The sequence below is a fragment of the Nocardiopsis sp. N85 genome (assembly GCF_028882275.1).
GTDB lineage: Bacteria > Actinomycetota > Actinomycetes > Streptosporangiales > Streptosporangiaceae > Nocardiopsis > Nocardiopsis lambiniae.
In genome coordinates, this window is record NZ_JARBUT010000006.1 from 253,266 (window position 1) to 275,380 (window position 22,115).

1 protein-coding gene is annotated in these 22,115 nt (G+C 74.6%); it reads left to right on the plus strand.

Annotated elements, in window-relative coordinates; translation table 11 throughout:
- The first annotated feature begins 339 nt into the window (after positions 1 to 339).
- Positions 340 to 21,840 (plus strand): ADP-ribosyltransferase, encoded by a 21,501-nt coding sequence (locus PWG71_RS11310; protein ID WP_274809630.1) that lies wholly within the window; start codon positions 340 to 342, stop codon positions 21,838 to 21,840.
- Positions 21,841 to 22,115 lie beyond the last annotated feature (275 nt).

Consider the following 22,115-nt stretch of genomic DNA (forward strand, 5'->3'; position numbering starts at 1 on the left):
AAGCAGTCCTCCCGAAGGGGCCCTGCGCGCCGCCGGCGAGGGCCGCGCACCCGGGTCACGGGCGGGACCCGCGCACCCCGTCGGAACCGTGCCTACCCCCGAGAACAGGGTGGAACACCCGTGCCACCGGGACACCGGGACGAGGTGAACCCGAGAGGAGCACCCGGCGAAGCTTGGGGAGGCCCGGCCATCGCACGGATGTTCGTTCGAACAAAAGCCAACGTTTCCATGACACACCAACAGGGGCGGAAGGAGAAGCACCATCACTTCCACATGAGCGGTTCGTAGTGCTAACGTGACCGCTCTCCACGGTCGGTTCGAGGGGGAAGGGGATCGCGCGTGCCTCTGGACCCCAACATGTCCGAATCCAGCCGGACGGCCATCAAGGTCCTGACCGGCATAGAGGTCCCCACCGCCGATCCCCCGGCCATGCGCGCGGCGGCCGAGGTCTACGAGCAACTCGGCATGAAGCTCCGCACGGACCTCACCGAGGTGATGAACACGGTGCGCGGCCGTGTTCGCCGGAACTTCGGCGGCCGGGCATCGGATTACTACGATCGCTCCGTCAAACAGTTCACCGAAGGCGAGAACGACTACATCGGCGCGGCGGCGAACACCGCCCACACGCTCAACGTGGAACTGCGCAAGGGAGCGGCGAACGCCGAGTACATGTCGGCGATGGTGTTCGTGCAGTTCGCCCAGCTCCTGGTGGAGATCGCCTGGGCCATCGCCACCGCCAAGTTCACCTTCGGCGCGACGCTGAAGTTCATCCCCATCTTCAAGATGATCCGCAGCCTGGCCATGCAGCGGATCCTGGCCTGGTTCCTGATCACGGTCCCGGGCCACCAGATCATCAGCCAGATCTTCGCGAGCATGGACAGCGTCATCCAGCGCATCCAGATCGCCAACGGCACCCGCGACACCTGGGACCACGACCTCACCAAGGGCGCCCACATCGGGGGCGTGGTCGAGGGCCTCGTCTCGGCCGGCATGTCCGGTGCCCTGGGCGCCGCCTTCGACAAGCAGATCACCAACATCATCACCAACCGCATCGACCTCCTGCGGGACCTGCCCGACCCCGTGCCCACGGCGGGCCTGGGCAAGGCCGTCCCCGACCCGCTGCCGACCCCGCCGCCCCTGCGCGACATCGACGACCTCGTGACCCCGCCGGGCGCACCGGGACGCCCCGATCCCGTTCCGACTCCGACACCGGACGGCCCGCCCTCGCCCCCGGGAGTCGGACCGACACGGCCGGACGCGGACGTGCCGCCCCCGCCCCCGCCCTCGGGGCCCCGGCCCGACCCGGAGGCTCCGCCCGTTCCGCGTCCGGACCCCGACACGCCCCCGGGGTCCCGGCCCGATCCGGCGCCGACCCCGCGCCCCGACCCGGAGGGCCCCCCGCTCCCGGGAGGCGTCACGCCCACACCCGTTCCCGGGGCGGGCGCGGGCGGGCGCGGACTCAACCGGGACCTGGCCGACGTGTGGGCCCGGCACCGGGACGAGATGGTGGTGCCGTTCGGCTCCAACGCGCCCCCCGGTGCGGTGGCGTGGAACAACGCGGCCAACCGGGCCCGGTTCCGCGAGGACATGGCGGGCGTGTTCGAGCGCAACTTCGCCGACCGCCTGGGCGTCGACGCCGCGCGCCGTCTGGGCTCCGACTACGCCGACACGATGATCCGCTCGTGGAACAAGCCCGACCTGGGCCCGCAGCTCGCGCGCACCCTGGACGACCACCTGCCGCCGCACGTGCGCGACCACCTGGTCCGGGTGCCCGAGGACATGCTCGGCTCGGTGTACGCGCACTTCCGGAGCCCCGGCACCTACGTCACCCAACTGGGCGTGGGCGCGGCCTCCGGCGCCGCGGAGGGCGTCCTCGGCGAGGGCCTGAGCAACGCCGCCATGGGCCAGGGCTTCAACGCGTCGGTGTGGTCGGCCACCTCCGGCGCGAGCATGAGCACCATCCAACAGGTGTCCACCGACGGGGCCCTGGCCGGCATCGACGCCCTGAGCGGCCCGCCGAAGACGCCCCCGCCGGAGGGTGCTCCCCCGCCGTCGGGTGACGAGGACGCCGTCCACGACCCCGCGAACTCCGACCCGGTGCCGAACCGGACTCCCCCCGTGGCGGAACCCGCCGGTGACGGCCCGGGGTCCGGTCGCCCCTCGGGGCCGGGTTCCGGTCCGGGCCGTGACACCGTCGACGTCATCGCGCACGGCGGACGCCGGGACGACCCCGACTCCGACGGCGGCACCGACACCGGCCGGCGTGGCGAGGACCCGAGCACGGCCGACGAGGACGAGCGCGTCCTCGCCCCGCACCGGCGGGACCGGCCGATCGAACCGCCCGAGACCGGCGGCCCCGCTCGCCTGTCGGAGACCGGCGACGGCCCGGGAACGGAGCGGACCGCTCCCGGGCGGTCCTCCGGAGGCGACGGGGACCGGGAGGCGTCCTCCGCACAGGACCGGGACGCGCGGGTCCGGCCGCCGGGGCAGGGCGCCGACGCCGGCCCCGACGGGACCCGCCCGTCCCCGCCCCGCGACGACACCCCCGTGTCGCCGCCCACCGGCGTGCCGGACCCGGTCGCGGGCGACGCCCGCGCGCCCTCCGGCGACGAGAACGGGGCTCCGGTACCCGAGCACCCCGGTTCCGGCGGCGCGGGGCGCCCCGACCCCGCAGGCGACGGAAGGACGGAGGGCCCGGTAGCGGTCGCGGCTCCGCCCCCGGGGGCGGTCCCCGACCGCGGGCCGGCCCAGCCCTCGACCGGCCAGGGCGGCCAGGGCGGCCAGGGCGCCGACGCCGCGCGACCCTCACGCCCCGGATCCGAGCAGGGACCCCGGAACGGTGCCGGGGAGCACGGAACGGACCCGGCCGTCCCACCCGCACCCGTGGTCGGGGGCCCCGAGGAGCAGGGCCGGGACGGGAGGTTCGAGATCCCCACGACCTCCACCGCGGATCCGGTCGAGACCTCCCTCGACGGGGGGCACGCCCCCACCGAGAGCACGGCGAACGACGGGGCGGCCTCCGACCCCTCCGGGGCGCGGCCACGCGATACGGACGCCCCGGCGGCTCCGCCGAGGACCGAGGGCTCCGACCCCGACGCGCGCGACACCGACGCGGGGCACCGGGACGACCCGCGGGACGTTCCCGGTCCCGAGCGAACGGACGAGGCAGGTCCGGAACGGACGGACGAGGCAGGTCCCGAGCGAACGGACGAGGCCGCGCGTGACACGCCCGCGCCCGACCGCGCCGACGCCGTGGACGGGACACCGGACGGCGCCCCGGGCGGGGACCGGGACCCCGCCGAGGCCCCCTCCTCCGTTCCGCACGGCCCGCCCCCGGCCTACTCCTTCGACTCGCAGCTCAACCCGGACGCCGCGCGCGCCGACGCGCCGACGCCCCCCGAGGCGGGGACGCGGGACACGGACCCGGCAGACCCGGTGTCCGACGACACGGACGGCGTGTCCGGCGAGGACCGGGAGTCGGTGGTCACCGACGACGAGAGCCTGTTCGACGACTCGGAGCCCGGCGAGGCGCCGCCCGCCTACGAGGACGAGCGGTCGTCGCCGCCGGCGTACCCGTACAGCGACCTGATCGACGTTCCCGGGACCAAGGACGCCAAGCCGCCCGTGCCGTCGGCGTCGGTGGTCGGCGACCTCACGTGGCTGCTCGACCCGCGCTCCGTCCTGCCCCCGCCCCTGCCCGTCACGGTCCAGGTCTTCACCGCCGAGGTGCCCGCGCCCCGGTTCGACAAGGACGGCCGACCGGTCCCCCCGGGCGCCGACCTCACGACGGACCGGTCCGGTTCCACGCGGACCGGACCGGACGACCCCGGTCAGGGCGCCCCGGAGCCCCGGAACGACCCGCCGGTCACCGAGAGCCGCACCGAGGCCCCGGCACCGCACACCGAGCGGACCGGGAAGACCGACCCTCCGAACGGCACCGGGCGCGACGGGCGCACGCCCGAGGCCGAGGGCCGGGACGGGACCACCGAGGAGGCCCGCACCCCGCCGCACGACCCCGGGGAGGCACACACCACCGAGGACACGTCCACCCACCGGGAGTCCTCCCTCCCGGACCCGAAGGGCAAGGGGAAGGCCCGCGACACCGAGGAGTCCCCCACCCCCGTCATGGAGGACGGGCGCGAGTCCCTCGGCGTCGTTCCGGTGCTCGACCACGCCACCGGCGACCCCGCGGGCGACGGCTCCCCCGTCCCGACTCCCGGGGACCGGTCCCCCGAGCGGGACACGGCCCCCATGAACCTGGACTACCTCGTGTCCTCGCGCTTCGTCGATCTGAACGGCGTGCACATCGATGCCGACGCGGTGCGCGAGGCGATCGCCGTAGCCGTGGACGCCCAGGGTGTCCGTGTCCCTCCGATCGTGCGGAAGGAGGCCCTGGCCCACTTCGAGCGGCGTTCGCGGCGGGGATCGGAGGTCCGGGCGTTCTTCGGCCGCGACGGGGCGAGCCACACCGTGCGGTACGGCTCGGACGCGTGGCGTTTCACGGTGCGGCTGAGCGGGGACCGGGGCGACGGTTACCGGCGTGCGACCGTCACGGAGGACGGCGAGGTGCGGACGCCGACCATGCGCACGCACGGCTCGACCCACGAGGGCCAGGTCGGCGGTTCCTCCTCGCAGGGCACCAAGAAGGGTCTCAGCGCCAAGTTCAACGTGAACCCGCTCTTCCTCAACGCCACCCCCGACGGCTGGGCCTTCGGACCGGTGGTGTCCCTGGGGGGCAGCGTGGGGATCGGGCTGCGCACCATGACGTTCGGCGGGTCCGACAAGGGCTCCACGGCCCTGGAGGTGAAGGGCAAGGGCGCCCCGGAGGTCTACACGGCCGGCCTGCGCGTCGACGTCGACGTCGCCCCTCCCCCGGGTCTGGGTCCACCGCCCGCGCCCCCGGGGGACGGCCCGGAGCGCGGCCCCGCCGTCGTGCCCCGCGGCGTCGCCCTGGTGCTGCCGGGCGAGGTCAAGCCGCGGCCCCCCGCCGCACCGGAACAGATGCGGTTCCGACCGGACGGCACGGGCACCGCGCCGCGAGGGCGGCCGCGGCTGGAACACGGCGGTCTGCCGATCACCGTGTCCGCCATCGTCCCCAAGGGCCCCGGGCGCGGGAGGGGCTACCACGACCTGGGGTCGTGGCTGGCCGACACGTTGCTCCCGCCCGTCGACGGGAAAGGCGGACCCGCCACCGGGAAGCGGGCCGAGACCGACCGGGCCTGGCGCGAGGAGTTCCGCGGGAAACTGGACAACGAGTCGATCAAGCAGTACCTCCCCGCGATGGACCAGGGGCCGATCCGGATCACGGCGGTCCTGCCCGACGGCACCGTGCGGACCGTGCACATCTCCTCTCCGGCCACGGACTACCGGGCCAAGGGGCACAGCCCCCGCGTGGACGAGTTCGTCCGCCGCGACGGCGCGGAGGAGTCCCGCTCCAACCAGCAGGGGCGCGGCGCCAAGGCCGGGTTCACCGTGGGCGGCGGCTTCGGCATCGATATCCGCCTGCCCGGGGGCGGGGTCCGGCTGGACGCCCCGTTCGTGGAGTACGGCTACACGAGGACGTGGTCCTCCGAGACCCGGACCTCCTCGAAGTCCGGATCCCGGGAGACCTTCGCCATGGCGACCTCGGACACGGACGACTTCATCGCCTACCAGGCCGAACGCGACCTGGTGGTGGAACTGGACGGGGAGGACACACGGTACGAGTTCACCGGTGACACCGTGGAGATCCTCTCCCTGCGGGACGCCCTGACCCTGGACGCCGCGGCGCGCGGACTGCCTGACCCGCACACCGGCCGTGGCACGGACGCCCCCGCGCCGCCCTACCCGCACCTGCGCGGCGACCGGATCACGCGGTTCCACGGAGCGCGGCTGGACGGCTTCTCCTGGCCGAACACGGGCAACGGCGAGACCGCCCCGACACCGGAGCGGGACACCACCGGCCCACAGGACGCGACCGACGGCACGCCCACCCCCATCACCGGTGACCCGGAGTCGCGCCCGGTCACCGAACGCCTGATCCAGGAGGTCCTGACCGGGCTCGCCCGGGAACTGCCCGGCATCGTGATCCCGGAGCTGTCCCGGACGAAGGACGACTACGCCCACCGGCCGGGCAGGAAGGACGCACCGTACTTCGACCGCTCCCCGCGCGAGCACCGGGGTCTGCGCCGCAACCGCAGGGTGGCACAACTGAACACCGAGCGGATCGAGAAGGCGCTACGGGAGGAGTTCCTCAACAACCACGGTGAGGCGCTGGCCTCCCGCGACGGTCTGGCCGTCCACCTCGACGAGAAGGCCGTCATCGACATCAAGAGGACGGTCACCCTCAAGGAGGCCCACCGGCCGGGTCTGGTCACCGTGCGGGTGAAGGCCGACTTCGGCGCGCTCACCCACCAGGGCTCCAAGGACGGCAGGACGGGGATCCACCTCGGCGGCGGCGCGAAGCTGGAATCGGGCAAGGGCAAGGGCGCCACGCACTCCGGAACCCTCACGGCGGGCCCGGGCCTGGCCCGCGGCAACCCCGAGGACGCCCGGGGCATGGCCAAGGTCATGGGCAGCGGGGGCCTGGCCGCGAGCATCGCACGCACCTGGAACCGCGTCCGCTCGCACGGTTCCGAGCACAAGTCCGACCAGCTCCTGCTCTTCCCCGACGGCTCCGACACCTGGCGGGGGAGCGTCCGCTTCGACGCCCGCCTGCACGAGTACGACGCCTCGGACCAGGTGAAGGGCGAGGACGAGAGCGTTCCGCTGATGTCCCGGCCGATCGTGGCGGACTACTCCGTCGTCACCCCCAAGATGCTCTCCACGCCGACGCCCGAAGCGCCACGGGCCTCCGACGGCGAGGTCCGGGCCTTGAGCACGGACGACGCGCGGGCGCTGGTCCAGGGCCCCCTGGCGCCTCCGCCCACCACCCCGCCCCCGACGAGCGGGGAAGGGGGTGGGGGACGGACCGACGGCCGGGGGACCGAGGGCACGGGTCGGACCGACGGCGAGGGGACGAACGACACCGGGCACACCGACGGACAGCGGACCGACACCACCGAACGGACCGACGGCGAAGGAACGAACACCACCGAGCGCACCCCGGAGCAGGAGCGCGCGGAACGGGTGAGACGGGAGCAGGCCCGCCGAGCCCGCGCCCTCATCGACAACGGCGTCGTGGAACGCGTCAACACCGACCTGGGCGCGGACAGGGGCGACCTGGGCGGTCAGGCCCGACGACTCCTCTCCGAACGCGTGTCCCTCGCACAGATCGCGCCGGGCCGCAAGCTCCTCCACTTCCTCGACACGCGCGGCGGCCGGTCCTTCTTCGAACGCCTCTTCTCGCCGACGGGCATGGCCGCCGATCCCGCCACCTTCTCCCCCGGCGGCCAGCGGGACGTCATGGACATGACCGGTGGCCTGTTCTCGCCCAACGACGGACGGGCCGACCTCGTCACCAAGGCCGACCCGGACCAGGTGACGCGGATGCAGCTCACCAGGATGCAGCCCGTGCTGCACGCCGAGACCTCGGTCAGCGCCGGCACCTCGTACAGCGTCACCCACAGCGGGAGCGCCCGGATCGGCGCCAACGCGGGCGGCTCGACCAACCCCGTCAGGGGGGACGCCGAGGGACCCGACGCCCTCACCCCGGCCGACGCCCGGGGGCCGATCCCGCTCACCGGACTCTCCGACACCTGGAATTTCTTCCGCTCGGGGCGGACCGAGGAGACGCGGGCCACCTTCACCTCGTCGCTGACGATCGTGCCGAAGGCCGCGATGGGCTACGCCTTCCAGGTGGGCGGAACGGTCAGCCAGGCGGTCGAACTGATGAAGGGCTGGGGTCTGGCCGTCCCGGGGATCTGGTCGACGCGCCACCGGGGCTGGAGGGCCGTGCTCTCCGACCTGGCGTCCGGCTACATCACCGCACGCGACGCCCGCCAGGCGGGCATCGTCATGGACCGACTCCGGGAGGCGGAGGACGGGACCCTGGAGGAGAGCGCCCAGCCCGACCCGGAGACCATCGAGGGCGTCAAGGTCCGCGAAGGGTTCGAGTACACCGGCCAGCAGGTCCGCCCGGCCGACCCGACCGCGGCACTGGAGTCCCTGGCCCGGCGGCTCGACGAGCAGGGGTACGAGCTGACCCGGAGCAGCAGGAAGCGGCTGCTCGACAAGCTCACAACACAGTTGGCCAAGGGTCCGGGGACGAACGCGCCGGTCGCCGTCAGCGTGCGCCACAAGGGCGCCCCGATCGGCCACGCGTCGTCGCCGGGGACCGTCAGGGTCAACCTGCGCACGTCCGAGCCCCGGGTCGAGTACCTGGCCTCGACGGACGAGATCGTCGAGTCGCACACGTGGAAGTCCGAGGGGGTCCAGGGCCGGTCGCGGGGCGGCGCCAACACCGTGGGCGCGGACCACACGCACCTGGTGCCCGCGCCGTTCGAGGGCCAGCACCTGGGACCCGACGACCAGCCGGGGCACCGACCGCTGTTCCTCACCCCCGGGGGGACGACGGGCCACACGGCCTCGCAGGACACGTCGCACACCGAGACCGTGGAACGGACCCGAACGGCGCAGCTGGAGACCGCCGGCCCCTACGCCAAGGTCGTCCGGCAGAGCACGCTCGAACTGAGCCTGGAGTTCGACAGGCCCACCACCGTGACCCGGGGCGAGCTGAACGCCCCCCTCACGGACAGGGCGGTCATCACACTCGACGCCGACGGGGACGGCGGGACGATCCAGACGCTCTACCCCTACGCCTATCTGGACTTCACCGGGGCGAACGACACCCCGCGGACCGCATCGGCGCCGGACGGCGGGTCGGACAGCGGCTCCGACGGCGGCGGAGGCGGAGGCGGACGCCGGATCGACGACGGCTCGGCCGACGACCACCCGGACCTGGCCGACGCGATGGACCGGCACACGTCGGGACGCCACACCGCCGGCGAGGCCACCGCGTTCGAGGACGGCGTCGTCATCATGCCGACCGCCGTCGGCGAGCACGGGGCGCACGTCCGCGACACCGCGATCGTCACCATAGCCAGGGCCCTCGGCTGGACGCCCGGCTCCGACGATCGCACCGAGGGCGTCTACTCGGCGGACGACCTCTCCTCCGCCCGCGCCCACATGGCCGAGAGGCTGGGCCTGGACCCCCGGTACACGCCGGTCGACAGCGTCCTGGACGCGATCGCCCTGAAGTCGCTGTTCTCCCAGGCGGCGGGCGTGACCGAGGGCGTTCCGCTGATGAAGATCGGTTCCATGGACTGGCGTCTGGGGGTCACGCCCGACCTGCGCAACGCGCGCGTCCTGGAGGTCCTCCCCGACTCCCGTCTGACCTGGAGCGACAGCGAGGACCGGTCGTCCGTGGACGGGGTGGACCACAGCGGGGGCGCGGTCGCCGAGGGCGGGTTCCGGCCCACGGGCCTCAACACCGAGCACCGCTCCTTCGATGACCACGCCGCCGTGATGACGGGCGTGCCCACCGTGTCCGCCGCCTCGCCCGCGAACGCCGCCTCCGACGAGGGCGGTACCAAGACCGACACGCCCCCCTCCGCCGAGCGCGAGAAGCGGGGGCCCGTCTACCTGATCGAGTTCGACACCACCTGGACGGTGGGCGCCCGGTCCGAGCAGGGCCTGCCCTTCCTGAAGCGGTCGGCCCACCAGCACATCGGTGACACGCGCGGCACGATGAGCGCCTGGGTCTCCCAGGAGGACGCGATCAAGCTCGGTGTGGTCACCGAGGAACACGCCCGCGGCCTGGCGGCCAAGGCACGGGAGACGCACACGGCCGCGGAGGCCATGGGCAGGGACGAGCAGAGCTACGACGAGACCCGCGGCCTCCTCTCGGACCCGGTCACCGCGTACCGGGAGGCGCACGCCGCGCACCTCGCCGAGCGCACCGCCGACGGCGCCGCACACGCGTCCCCCGAGACCACCGAACGACTGCGGAAGGCACGGGAGGCCTACGAGGCGCAGGAGGCCAGGACCGAGGACGCTCGCCGCGTCCACGAGGCGAGCACCCGGAACTGGGTGGACTCGGTGTCCTCCTCACGGGACGCTTTCCACGCCCCGCGCGCCCTCTTCGAGTCGCGGGTCGCGCACGACACGGCGACGGCGGACACCCTGCACGAGCGCGGCGAGCGGGTCAGGACCCGGTTCGAGTCCGCGTCGGACGACATCGGTGACGCGGAGACGGTGCTCGGCGGGCACACCCCGGACCGGGACCGGCTGCTCGACCGGGAGGGCCTCACCGCGCACCACACGCGGGTGCGGCGCCTGGGAACGGACGTCCAGGACCTCCTGCGCGACCTGGGCGACCCCTCGGCGCCGAACACCCGGAACGAGGCCGAGAACACCGCTCTGCGGGACCGGCGTCACGCGCTGCTGGACGAGGTGAACCGGTTCCTCACCGAGGCCCGGGACCGGAGCACGCACCTGGCGGACGCGGCCGCCCGGGTCCACGCCGCCATCGACGGGGCACTGGACCTCGCCGAGTCCTCGCGGGGGGCGGCCGACGGAGCGCGCGGCGACCTCGCCGGTCTGCGGACCGCGACGACGAACGCCACGAGCGACCACGGCCGTCTCGTGGAGGACGCGCGCCACCCGGACGTCCGGCGGACCCCCGCTCCGGAGGGATCGTCCCGGGACGGCGGGGACGCCGCTCCGGACCCTCGGATCACCGCGCTCGACGACGCCGGACGGACCCTGGAGACGCTCGGCGACACCACGCGCGCGCTGGGCGCGACCGACGACGCGATCCGCGACCGCATCGCGAACGTCCTGGCCCGCACCGACGGCCTCACCCGCGACGAACTGATCCCCTCGCGGGACCAGGAGCGGTTCCACCGGGAGATGGAGCGAACGCTCACCGACCTGGGCGAGCGGCTGTTCGACGGCGCGGTGGCGGAGATCGACCGGGACAGCGCCCCGACGGGCACCGATCTCGGCCGTGAGGCGCACGGCACCGCGCTGGACGAGGCGGACCGCCTGCTGGACGACCACGCGACCGCCGACGACCTCTCCGAGCGCGGGGAGGACTTCACCCTGCCCGGGCAGGTGACCGGTCTGGACGCGCGGGTCGCGGACTTCGAGCGCGACCTGCGCGCGTTCAACGACCAGGCCGACCGGAGCCCGGCCGAGGTCGCGGACATGGAGCGGCGACGTCGGGAGCTGATCGACGAGACGGCACGGCTCACCACCCCGGTGACCGCGCAGGAGGGCGGGGTCACCTCCCGGCTGGACTCCGGCCGCGAGACGGCGACGGCCGTGGCCGAGCGCACCGGGCCCGTCCGGGCGGCGGTGGACAGGGCCGAGAGGCTGCTCACGGACCTCCGGAACAGGGTCGACGGGATCGATCGGCGGTCCGCGGCGCTCCTCGCGGGCGACGGCGCGGTCAGGGACTCCCTGACCAGGGTGCGGACCTCCCTCGGCGACATGGAGAACCGCAGGTCCGTCCTGAACGGACGCCTGGACGGCGTCGAGTCCCGTCACCGCTTCCTCGCCGACACGGAGATCCCCGCGCTGGAACGGCGGGCACGGGACCTCGGCGGCCTGCGGGAGGACCTGGAGGGTCTGCGCACACGGCTGGACGACGCCACCGTCGCGGGCCCGACACCGCGCGGCGACGACGGCGCCGACGACGGCGGGGACCCGCCGCCCGGCACCGGCGGGGACCGCGGCGCCGAGGGCGACCGCGACGCCGGCGGCCACGGGAGGAGCCCGCGCACGACCGGCGACACCGCCTCCGCGGGCGGGCGCGACGGGACACCCCCGCCGGACACCGACCGCGGGAACGGCGGGGGGACGTCGCGCTCCCCCGGCGACGGCCGGGTACCGGTCACCGACGACGGCGGCCGGGAGGCGGTCCAGGACACCGTGGGCACGCCCGAGACCCCCGTGACCGCCTCCCGCGACGGCGACACCGGCGGCGCCCCGCACGACCGCGACACGGACCACGTCCGCGACACGGTCGACACCCGCTCCACGACCCGGTCCGACGATGTCTCCGGTGACCGTTCGGACCCTTCCTCCAGGGACCGGCGCGGCCTCTTCGACGGCGTCGAGGAGGTCGACGGCGTCCGTGAGGAGGCGCCGCCCGCCTACGACGCGGAGCCCTCGCCGCCGCACTACCCCTACACGGAGCCGTTGGAGGCGCTCGGGGCCAAGGACGCCAAGCCGTCCGTTCCCGACCCGTCCGTGACCGGCGACCTCACGTGGCTGCTGAACCCCCGCTCCATGCCGCCCCCGGCCGTGCCCACCGACCTCCAGGTGTTCACGGCCGACATCCGCCTGGATCCCCTGGGCCCCGACGGACGTGCCCTGCCCTCGACCACCGGGGACACGGGAGGCGAGGGATCCGGTTCGCGTCGGCCCCCCGGCGAGCGCTCCACCGACGGGGGGCACGGCCCCGAGCGAGGGGACGACCCCGGCGACCCCGACGACGGCGGGTCCGACTCCGAGGACTCCGACTCCGAGGGCTCGGACTCCGATGCCGAGGACGGCGACGACCCGACCGAGCCGTACGTGTCCCACGGCTCGCTGCCGGTGGACCGCGACGGCGAGGCACACGACCTCGACTACCTGGTCGGCTCCCGGCTGGTCGGTCCGGGACGCCTGCGCACCGACGGCGTCCCGGACGCGATCGAACGATCCCTGCGCGGCATGCGGCCGCGCATGCCCCGCGCCCTGCGCACGCAGGTGCTGGCCGAGGTGGAACGCGTCGCGGGCGAGCGGGGAATGGACCCGTTCTTCGCCGGCGACGGCCACGAGGTCACCGTCGGTGCGGACGGGTCCCGGTGGAAGGTCCGCGTCAAACTGGCGGCCGACCGCCCCGACGGCGACGAACCCCCGGCCTACCGCCACGTGCCCATCCGCGAGGGCGAGGGCACCGACGCCGCCGTCATCGGAGGCCAGGAGCGCACCCGCACGGTCGGCTCCGGTGACACCCTCACCCGCGGCGCCCGCCGGGGCGTGAGCGTCAAGTTCACCGCCAACCCGCTCTACTTCGGCCCGACCTTCGCGGACCAGCCCGTGGGGCCCAGTCTCACCGTGGGGGCGAGCGGCGGCACCGGGCTGCGCGCCGGCGGCACGGGCGGCTCCTCCAAGTCCACGGCCGTGCAGGCGATGGACAACAGCGGACCCGCCGAGGTCTACACCGCCGACCTGCGCATGGACCTCGGCGTCACCCGGCCGACCGGTCCCCCGACCCGGGCCCCGCGTCCCTCCGTGGTGCGCGACGGCATGGCCGTCATCCTCTCCGGCAAGGCCGAGAGACGTCCCGACGACGCCCCCGCCCACATCAGCCTCCCCCGGCGCCCCGCGGGTGCGGCCGCCGCGGACGGCGCCTCCGCCGGGGCCGACCGTCCCGCGCCCCGCCGCAACCCCCGGACGACGCACGGCGGCCTGCCCGTCAAGATCGAGCGGATCGTCCCGCAGGGAGGCGAGGAGGGCACCGAGCCCACCCACACCGACCTGGGCTCCTGGCTCGCCGACCACCTCGTCCCGGAGGGTGCCGAGGGTGCCACCGGCAAGGGCACCAAGGGCAAGGCCGCCCGCGACCTGCACCGCACCGTCCAGGCCCTGTTCGACAACGACTCCCTCCAGGAGTACCTGCCCCACCTGGCCCGGGGTCCCATCACGCTCGAACTGACTCTGGGCGACGGCACGCACCGCATGGTGCGCCTGGCGTCCTCGGCCAACGAGTACCGCGCTCTCGGCCACGCCCCGCACCTGGGCGAACTGACCCACCACGACGGCGCCGAGCACACCGTGTCCTCCTCCGGAAGCCGCAGCAGGACCATCGGCTTCTCCGTGGGCGGCGGTACGAACATCCAGCTCTCGCTCCCCGGCGGCGGGATGACACGCATCGACGTGCCCACACTGGAGTACGTCCACTCGCGCACCCTGGACTCCGAGACGCACTCCTCGTCCCGGACCGGCTCGCGTCGAACGATCGCCCGCGACATCGCCGACACCGAGGACTTCCTCGCCTACCGTGTCGAACGCGACCTCTTCGTCCACGTGGAGGGGGAACCGACACCGCACGCCTTCACCGGCGAGACCGTCGAGATCGTCTCCCGCCGCGACGCGGAATCGCTCAACGACGCCGCCGGCGGCGGACCGCGCGGGCGCGACCACGGCGAGCAGCCCCGGCCCTCCATGGCCCACCTGCGCGGGGACACCGTCACCGACCTCAGCGGCACGACCGTCCTCGGATTCGACCGGCCGGATCAGGCGGCGGACGCGGACGACGGCGCCGAGGACGGCCCCTCGGCGACCGAGGACCGGGACGGGGGGCCCACGGTCTACGAGCGCCTTCAGCAGGAGATCCTGGACTCCATCGCCCGTGAGCACCCGGGCATGGTCATCCCGGACATGGCGCGCGACCGCGCGGACTACGCGCGCCGACCCGGCGACGGGGAGGCCCCTCCGGGCGAGCGGACGTGGCGCGAGCGCTACGGCCTGCGCCGCAACCACGACATCGCGCGAAAGAACACCCTGCGCGTCCTGGACGCCCTCACCCCCGAGGCCCTGCACTCCCGCGACGTGGAGCTGACCTCGGACCAGGGCCTGATGATCCACCTCACCGAGAACGCGATCGTCGACCCGAAGCTCATGGCCGAGGGCAAGGAGGTCCTGCGCCCGGACAACGTCACCGTGCACGTCCACGCGAAGTTCGGCGGGCTGACCTTCGACGGGCGCACCCCCACCGAGACCGGCGTACGCCTGGGCGGTCAGGCCATGAGCGGCGACACCCGCGGCAAGGCGAGCTCGCACGGACTCAACCTGACGGCCGGGGCCGGCCTGCTCCGCTCCCGTGACGCCGACGCCCGGGGCATGGGGCGCCGGATGGGCGGTGCGAGCGCCACCCTGGGCGGCTCCCGGAGCCACACCCGGGGCACCTCGCGCGGCGTCTCCCACACCGCGGACGACACGATCTTCTTCCCCGGAGGCTCCGACCTGTGGCGGGGACCGGTCGAGTTCACGGCCCGCATGAGCGACTACGAGGGCTCCGACCAGGCCCGCGGCACCGACCAGGGCAGGGACCTGCTCGGTGGACCGATCCGGGCCGACTACTCGGTGATCACTCCGCGGGTCCTCACCGAGAGCGCACCGCCCGCGTCCCGACGCGACCACGACGAACACCGGGCCCTGTCCGAGGAGCAGGCGCGCTCCCTGATCCAGGGGCCCTTCTCCACGCGGGACACCGTGACGGACGGCGACGGCGGTACCCGCCGGACCGGGCGCGGCGACCGGGACGGGAAAGGCCGCGAGGGCGGGGACGGCCGCCGGGACCGCCGGACCGGCGGGGACGAACGCCGCGAGGGACGCGGCGAGGGCGGGACGGCACGGCACGGCCGTGAGGACCGTGACGGTGGCCGACGCGAAGAGGCCGGCGGCTCCGAACGGACGTCGGGGGACCGAGGGGTCCGCGACGGGGAGACCCCCGAGCAGGCGCGCGAACGCCGGCGCGCCGAGGACCTCGTCCGCGCCGGCGGTTCCGTCGAGCGGATCGGCATCGGACCGCCGAGCCGCACCTTCGAGCTGTTCACCGACTTCCCGCGCGGCCTGTTCCAGGGGTTCGAGCGCAAGCTGCGCACCTATCTCAACACCACCGGCGGCCGCACCCACTTCCAGGAGTTGCTCTCGCCCGACGGCATGGCCGACGACCCCTCGACCACCGCCCCCGGTGGCCGGCGCTCCCGCCCGGAGATGAGCGGCGGCGTCCTCTCGCCCGGCGACGTGCGCGCCACCACCGCGACGCGCGTCGAACCGGACCGGGTCGCGGAGTTCCAGCAGGTCGAGATGCAGATGATCTCCCACGGCGAGACCAGCGTCGAGATCGGCACCTCGGACACGGTGACCAAGAGCGCCGGGGTCCGCGTGGGCGCAACGGGGGGCGGGACGAGCAACCGGATCGTCGACGACGCGGCCCAGAAGGACCCGGCCACGGCCGTCCCGCCCGCGGACGCCGTCGGCCCGACCCCGGTCGGCGGTCTCAACGACACCTGGACCTTCTTCCGGTCCGGGCGCGGCACGTCCGCCAAGGCGTCCTTCACCGCCTCCACGACCATCGTCCCCAAGGCCGCCCTGGGGTACGCCTTCCGCCTCGCGGGCCGGGCCACCCAGGCCGTGGAACTGCTGCACGACCGGGGCAAGGCCAGGCCCTCCTCCTGGAACCCGAAGAACCTCAAGGACCTCCCGAGGACCGCGAAGACGTATTACCGCGGCTGGACGGCGCGCGTCCACGACCTGATGTCGGGGTACATCTCGGCGCGCGACGCCCAGGAGGCGGGCATCGTCCAGGACCGGGTCGCGGAGGACGAGGACGGCACGATCACGCTCTCCCCCCAGGACGACCCGGCCGACATCACCGACGTGCGGGTGCGCCCCGGCTTCGAGGACTCCGGCAAGCGCGTACGCCCCGCCGACCCCACCGCCGCGCTCGCATCGCTGGTGGAACAGCTCCGGTCCCAGAGGTACGAGCTGACCGCGGGCAGCCGCGAGCGCCTGTTCGAGGCGCTCACCACCCGGCTGGGCAACACCTCCGGCACGAGCGAGCCGGTCTCCGTGCGCGTGCGCCGCGTCTCCGACTCCGACGAACCGCGTTCCGGGCACCGGGCGCACGACGCGCAGGTGCACCTGGAGCTGCTCACGAGGGAGCGCAAGGTCGAGTACCTGGCCTCCAGCGACGCGATCATCGAGTCCCACACCTGGACCACCGGCACCGGGAGCAGCCGCTCCGACGGCACCGGCAACGCCGTCGGCGGCGAAGGCGTCCTGCTCCAGCCCACGCCGTTCCGGGGGGACGAGAACCCGCCCGGCCAGGGTCCGGACAGCCGACCGCTGTTCGCCGCGCCCGCCGCCTCGGGCGGCGTCTCCTCCTCGGACACGAGGAGCCGGGGGGAGTCAGGTGAGCACACCCACACCGTGCAACTGGAGATGAGCGGCCCCTACGCCAAGGTCGAACAGGACAGCGAACTGGTGCTGCGCCTGCGCGGCCCGAAGGACCTGTCGGTGACGGCCCGGGGAGAGTCCGGACCGATCCACACGTACTACCCCTACTCCTACCTGGACTTCTCCCCCCGCGCCACGGGCTCGGACACGGTGTCGGGCTCCAGCACGGAGCGGAACCTCGACGCCGTGGTGTCCAGGTCCCGTGGGCGGAATCTCGCGCAGGCGGTCGGCGACGACGCCCGCGCCCTGTTCGCGGAGGGCCGCGCCACCCGGATGCCCGAGGGCGTCGTCATGATGCCCGCCGCCGTGCGGAACGGCGGACGCGAGGTCCGCGACACCGCCGCCATCGTCATCGCCGGCTCCCTCGGCTGGAAACCCGGGAACGGCGACCTGGACCGTCGCGGGGACCACACCCCCGACGGACTGCGCCACGCCCGCCGCCACATAGCCGACAAGCTGCACCTGGACCGCCGCCACTCCCCGATCGACAGCGGCCTGGAGTCCGTCGCCCTCAAGGCCCTGTTCTCCCGCACCGCCGGCCACGAGGAGGGCGTGACGCTCACGGACCTGGGCTCCACCCGGTGGAGCCTGACCGCGCTGCCCGACCTGTCCGGGGCCCGCGTCCTCGACGTGGTCGCCGGCTCGCGCCTGAGCACCACGACAGAGAGCAGGCACGGACTGTCCGGCTCCTCCGAGCACGCCTCGGGGACGGCCCTGGACCCGTCCGTGCGACCCTCCGGACTGACCACCGGCAAGGACGTCTACGAGAAGCACGAGGGCGTCCTGGTCGGTGCCGTCAACGCCTCCCTGGGCTCCACCACGACCACCGCCGCCGACGGGCGCGAGATCGGCACGGCGGGCCCGCCCACCTCCCGGTCCCAGCGCATGGGACCCGCCTACCTCGTCGAGTTCGACACCACCTGGATCATCGGTGCCTCGTCCGCGGGCAAGGACCCCCACACGGGGCGGACCCGGAGCACCGTGGCGGCCTGGATCGCCCAGGCCGACGCCCTGCGCCTGGGCCTGGTCGCCCCCGAACAGGCCGCGCGGCTCAACGCCGAGGCCGAACGCGTCCACGACGCCGCGGAGACGATGGGCGACGACGAGCAGTCCTACGGGCGCGAACGCGGCCGTCTGGAGGAGCCCGTCCGCGACTACGTGCGCGCCCACGAGGTCCACCGGCGGACGCTGGAGGACCGGACCGGACGCCCGAGGAGGGAGGCCCGGGACGGGTCCTCGCAGACCTCGGAGTGGGCCGCGGACCGGTTGCAGGAGGCCAGGGACGCCTACCACGCCCAGGAGGACCGCTACCGCCGGAGCCTGCGGCAGTACGAGGACAGCACCCGCACCTGGGTCGACACCCTCAACGCCGCACGGCGGGACTTCCACCTCACCGCGCCCGGCGCCTCCGTGCCCACCGCCACCGGGGCGGGGACCGGCACACCGGTTCTGTCCGACACCACCCTGCGCGACACCGTCGCCGTCGAACTCGACCCCCGCGCGGGGGACCCGACCGACCCCGACGCCGACCTGCGCAAGAAGGTCGACGGGATCCACGACATCGTCTCCGACCTGCACCGACGGGAGACCCTGGCGCGCTCGGACATCGACGGGGCCGCGCCCCTGGTCCGGGCGGCGGACGACCTGCTGGCCGGGCGCCCGAACCGGGCCGCGTCCCCGGCACGGCCCGAGTCCGTCGCCCCCGACCCTGCCTCGGTGGCGGACCTGGGGACCAGGGTCGAGGCCTTCCGGCGCGACCTCGCCGACATGGCCGCGCGCGACGCCCAGGGCACCGAGGACGTCGCCGCCCTCGACGCACGGCGCGACGCCCTGCTGGAGGAGGCGCGCGGGCTCCACGGCGCCGCCGAGGAGCACGGCGCGCTGGCGGAGGAGCAGGCCCGCGCCACCCGCGTGACACTGGACCGTGTCATCGGGCGCATGAACCGCACCCGAGCGCTGTTGGAGGCCTCGGGCGACCGCGTCAGCCGCATGCGCACGGAGACCCTGAACACGTGGGCGCGGCACACACCGCTGGCCAAGGACGCCCGGGACTCCGAGGACACCGTGGCCCGGAACGAGGTCGAGCGGCTGGGGAACGACCTGGCGGCGCTGCACGACCACGGCCGCGACCTCGCCGCGCGCAACCACGCGACCCGGGCGGAGGTCGACCGGGTCCTGAACGACGCCGACGCGGTCGCCCGCCGAGAACTGCCCCGCTACGAGGAGCGGGCGCGGATCCAGCACGGCCTGTCCACCGCCCTCGCCGAACTGGGCGGGCCACTGGTCGCCGACGTGATCGCCGACCTGCGGAACGAGGGCGACCGGGGACGGCGGTTCTTCGACGACGCCTCGGACTCCCTGGACGGGGCGGACCGCCTGCTGGACGCCCGTGCGACGGAGGCCTCGCGGGTGCCCCCGCCCGCCCCCGACCTCGCCACCACCGCTCAGGTCACCGCGCTGACCGAGCGGGTCGCGGCCTTCGAACGCGATCTGGCCGCCTTCGCCGCCCGACCCGACCGGAGCGAGGTCGACGTCACGGCGATGCGGGAACGGCGCGACGCGCTGCTGGAGGAGACGGAGGGGCTCGACGGCCCGGTGGCCGAGCACGGCCGACTGATCTCCGGCGAGCGGAGCGCCACCGAGACGGTGCTCGCCCGAGTGGACGAACGGACCGGTCACGTCCGGAACCTGGTGGACCGATCCGAGGAGCGCCTGCGCGGACTCCGTGAGGAGGCCGACCGGATCGCCGCGGAGGACGCCCCGTTCCTCGGCCCGCGCGAGGACCTGCGCACCTCGCTGGACGAGGCGCGGACGACCCTGGACGACCTGGAGACGGACAGGGCCGCCCTGGGCGGGCGCCTGGACGGCCTCCGGTCGCGGACCGACGGCCTGACCACGGTCGAGATCCCCCGTCTGCGCGGACTGGAGAACGGACTGCGGACACTGCACCGGGACCTGGACGGTCTGCACACCCGGATCGACGGCCTGGAGGTGCCCGCGGCCACGCCGCGCACGGAGGACGACTCCGACGGCTCCGACTCGGACTCCGACGACGACGCTCCCCCGGCGCCCGGCACCGGACGCGACGGCACCGACGGCGGTCGCGCACCGCGCCCGGGCGAGGGGGGCACTCCCCCGGGCCGGGACGGCGGGTCGGACCGGGGGACCGCCGGGGACGGGACGCGGGGCTCGCGGTCCCGGTCCACGGCGACCGGTACCGACCCCGAGGGCGCCCCCGCCGACCGGGACGTCCGCCCGACAGGCCCGGAGCGGCCGGTGCGGACGACCTCCGCCCCCGTCGACGCGTCCGCGATCCGCTCTGCGCAGGACGGGAACGGGGACGCTCCGCGCCGCGCGCGGACCGTCTTCGACGACGCCGAGAGCGCCGAGCGGGACGAGCCCCCGCCCGCCTACGACGCGCAGTCCCCGCCCCCGGCCTACCCCTACTCCGCGCCGCCCACCGGCGATAAGGAGAAGGACGCCGTCGCGTCGACCGGCTCCGGCGGGTTCAAGGGCCTGCCGGACCCGGCCACCCTGCCGCCGGCGGTGGGCGACACCGACCTCATCGTGTTCCCGACCTTCGTGCCGGACCCCGACCCGGTCCCGCCCCCGACACTGGCCGAGGCCTTCGCCGACGTCCTCAACCCCACGCTCGCCGAGGCCTACTCGCCGACCGGCTCCGACCAGGACATGCTCGACGTGCACCGCCGGTACACGACGGGGACCGACGGCACCCGGGAGGCCGCCGCGGCGGACGTCACGATGGGCGACGGCGCGTCGGCTCCGGCGTCCGACGCCGAAAGCCCCGACTGGGACGCCTACGTCGACCTGCCCGGCAGCCCCCGGACCGGACCGGTCGGGCCGGAGGGCTCCGACGTCCGCATGGTGGACGCGGACTCCGACGGAGACGGGTCCGACGACGGCTCCGACGCCTCCTCCGAGGGCTCCTCCGAGGGCTCCGGGAGCGAGGGCGCCCCGCCGCCGGTCCCCGGCGACCCGTCCACCTACCCGGGGCACCTGGACGCGCATGGGATCCGCCGGTTCGCCGGGGCGGACGAGGCCGACGACTACGGCTCGCTGATCCTGCACGACCCGTCCCTGGCCGGCCCGCCCCTCGGCACCCGGCCACGGGACCAGCGCCGCGCCGTCTTCACGTACACGGCCTCGTCCTGGATCAACGTCGTGGCGCGCGCCGAGGACCGGGAGACGGGGCGTCGGGTGCTGGAGGAATGGGCGGACGCGACCCGCGACACCGTGACCACCGACCCCGAGGCCGAGGGCTGGGACCTGTACGAGCTGAACGACCGCACCGCCCCGACGCTGGAGGACCTGCGGGCGGCGCGGCACCGTCCCGACCTCACCCCGCACCAGAGGCACCTCGTGGAGCGGATCCTCGGCGCGTCCGATCCCCAGGCCGAACTGGACCACTACCGGGACAACTCCGGGGAGAGCGGGGGCATGGCGGACCTCAACGACGGGCGCTACCCCCGGCTGGAGGACGCCGACCGGCTCATGGGGCGGTTGGACGCGACCATCACGCAGCGCTTCCCCGAGACCACCGTGGCCGTCCGGACCCTGTTCACGATGGACCACCTCGCGGGGTACGTCCCCGGCGACCCCCGCAGGCTCGTGGGGACCGTGCAGCGGGACGCCGGGTACATGTCCGCCGCCCTGGGGGACGAGCCGGCCGTCGTCGGTGACGAGCCCGACCCCATCCGGATCCACCTCCTGCTGCCCGCCGGGACACCGTTCGTGTGGGTGGGCGACGCCAGCGCCTACCCGAACCAGCGGGAGATCCTCCTGCCGCGCGGCACCCGGTACCGCATTCGGGGGGTGCGGGTCGAGGGCGGGGACACCGTCCTGTTCGCCGAGGTCCTGCCGCCCCCGGCGGGGACGAGCGCGTGACCGGTGTCCCGGCGCGACCCCGCGATCGGGTGTCCCCGTGCCCGAGGCCCGCTCTCGGGGCGGTGCCCACCCGTTGGCGCGGGCACCGACCGCGAAGAACCGGTGGCGTGTACGGAATCGGAAGGGGATCCACCACCGCGTATCGGGGTGAACGGGGCGATGACGGAGGTACTACTCTGGGTTCGCGCCCCCGGTGGGCGGGGACCGCGCCCAGCGCGCGGTGGCACACCCTCACCGGCGACGACCTGTGAGGACGTCCCCAGCCCCCTTCCTTC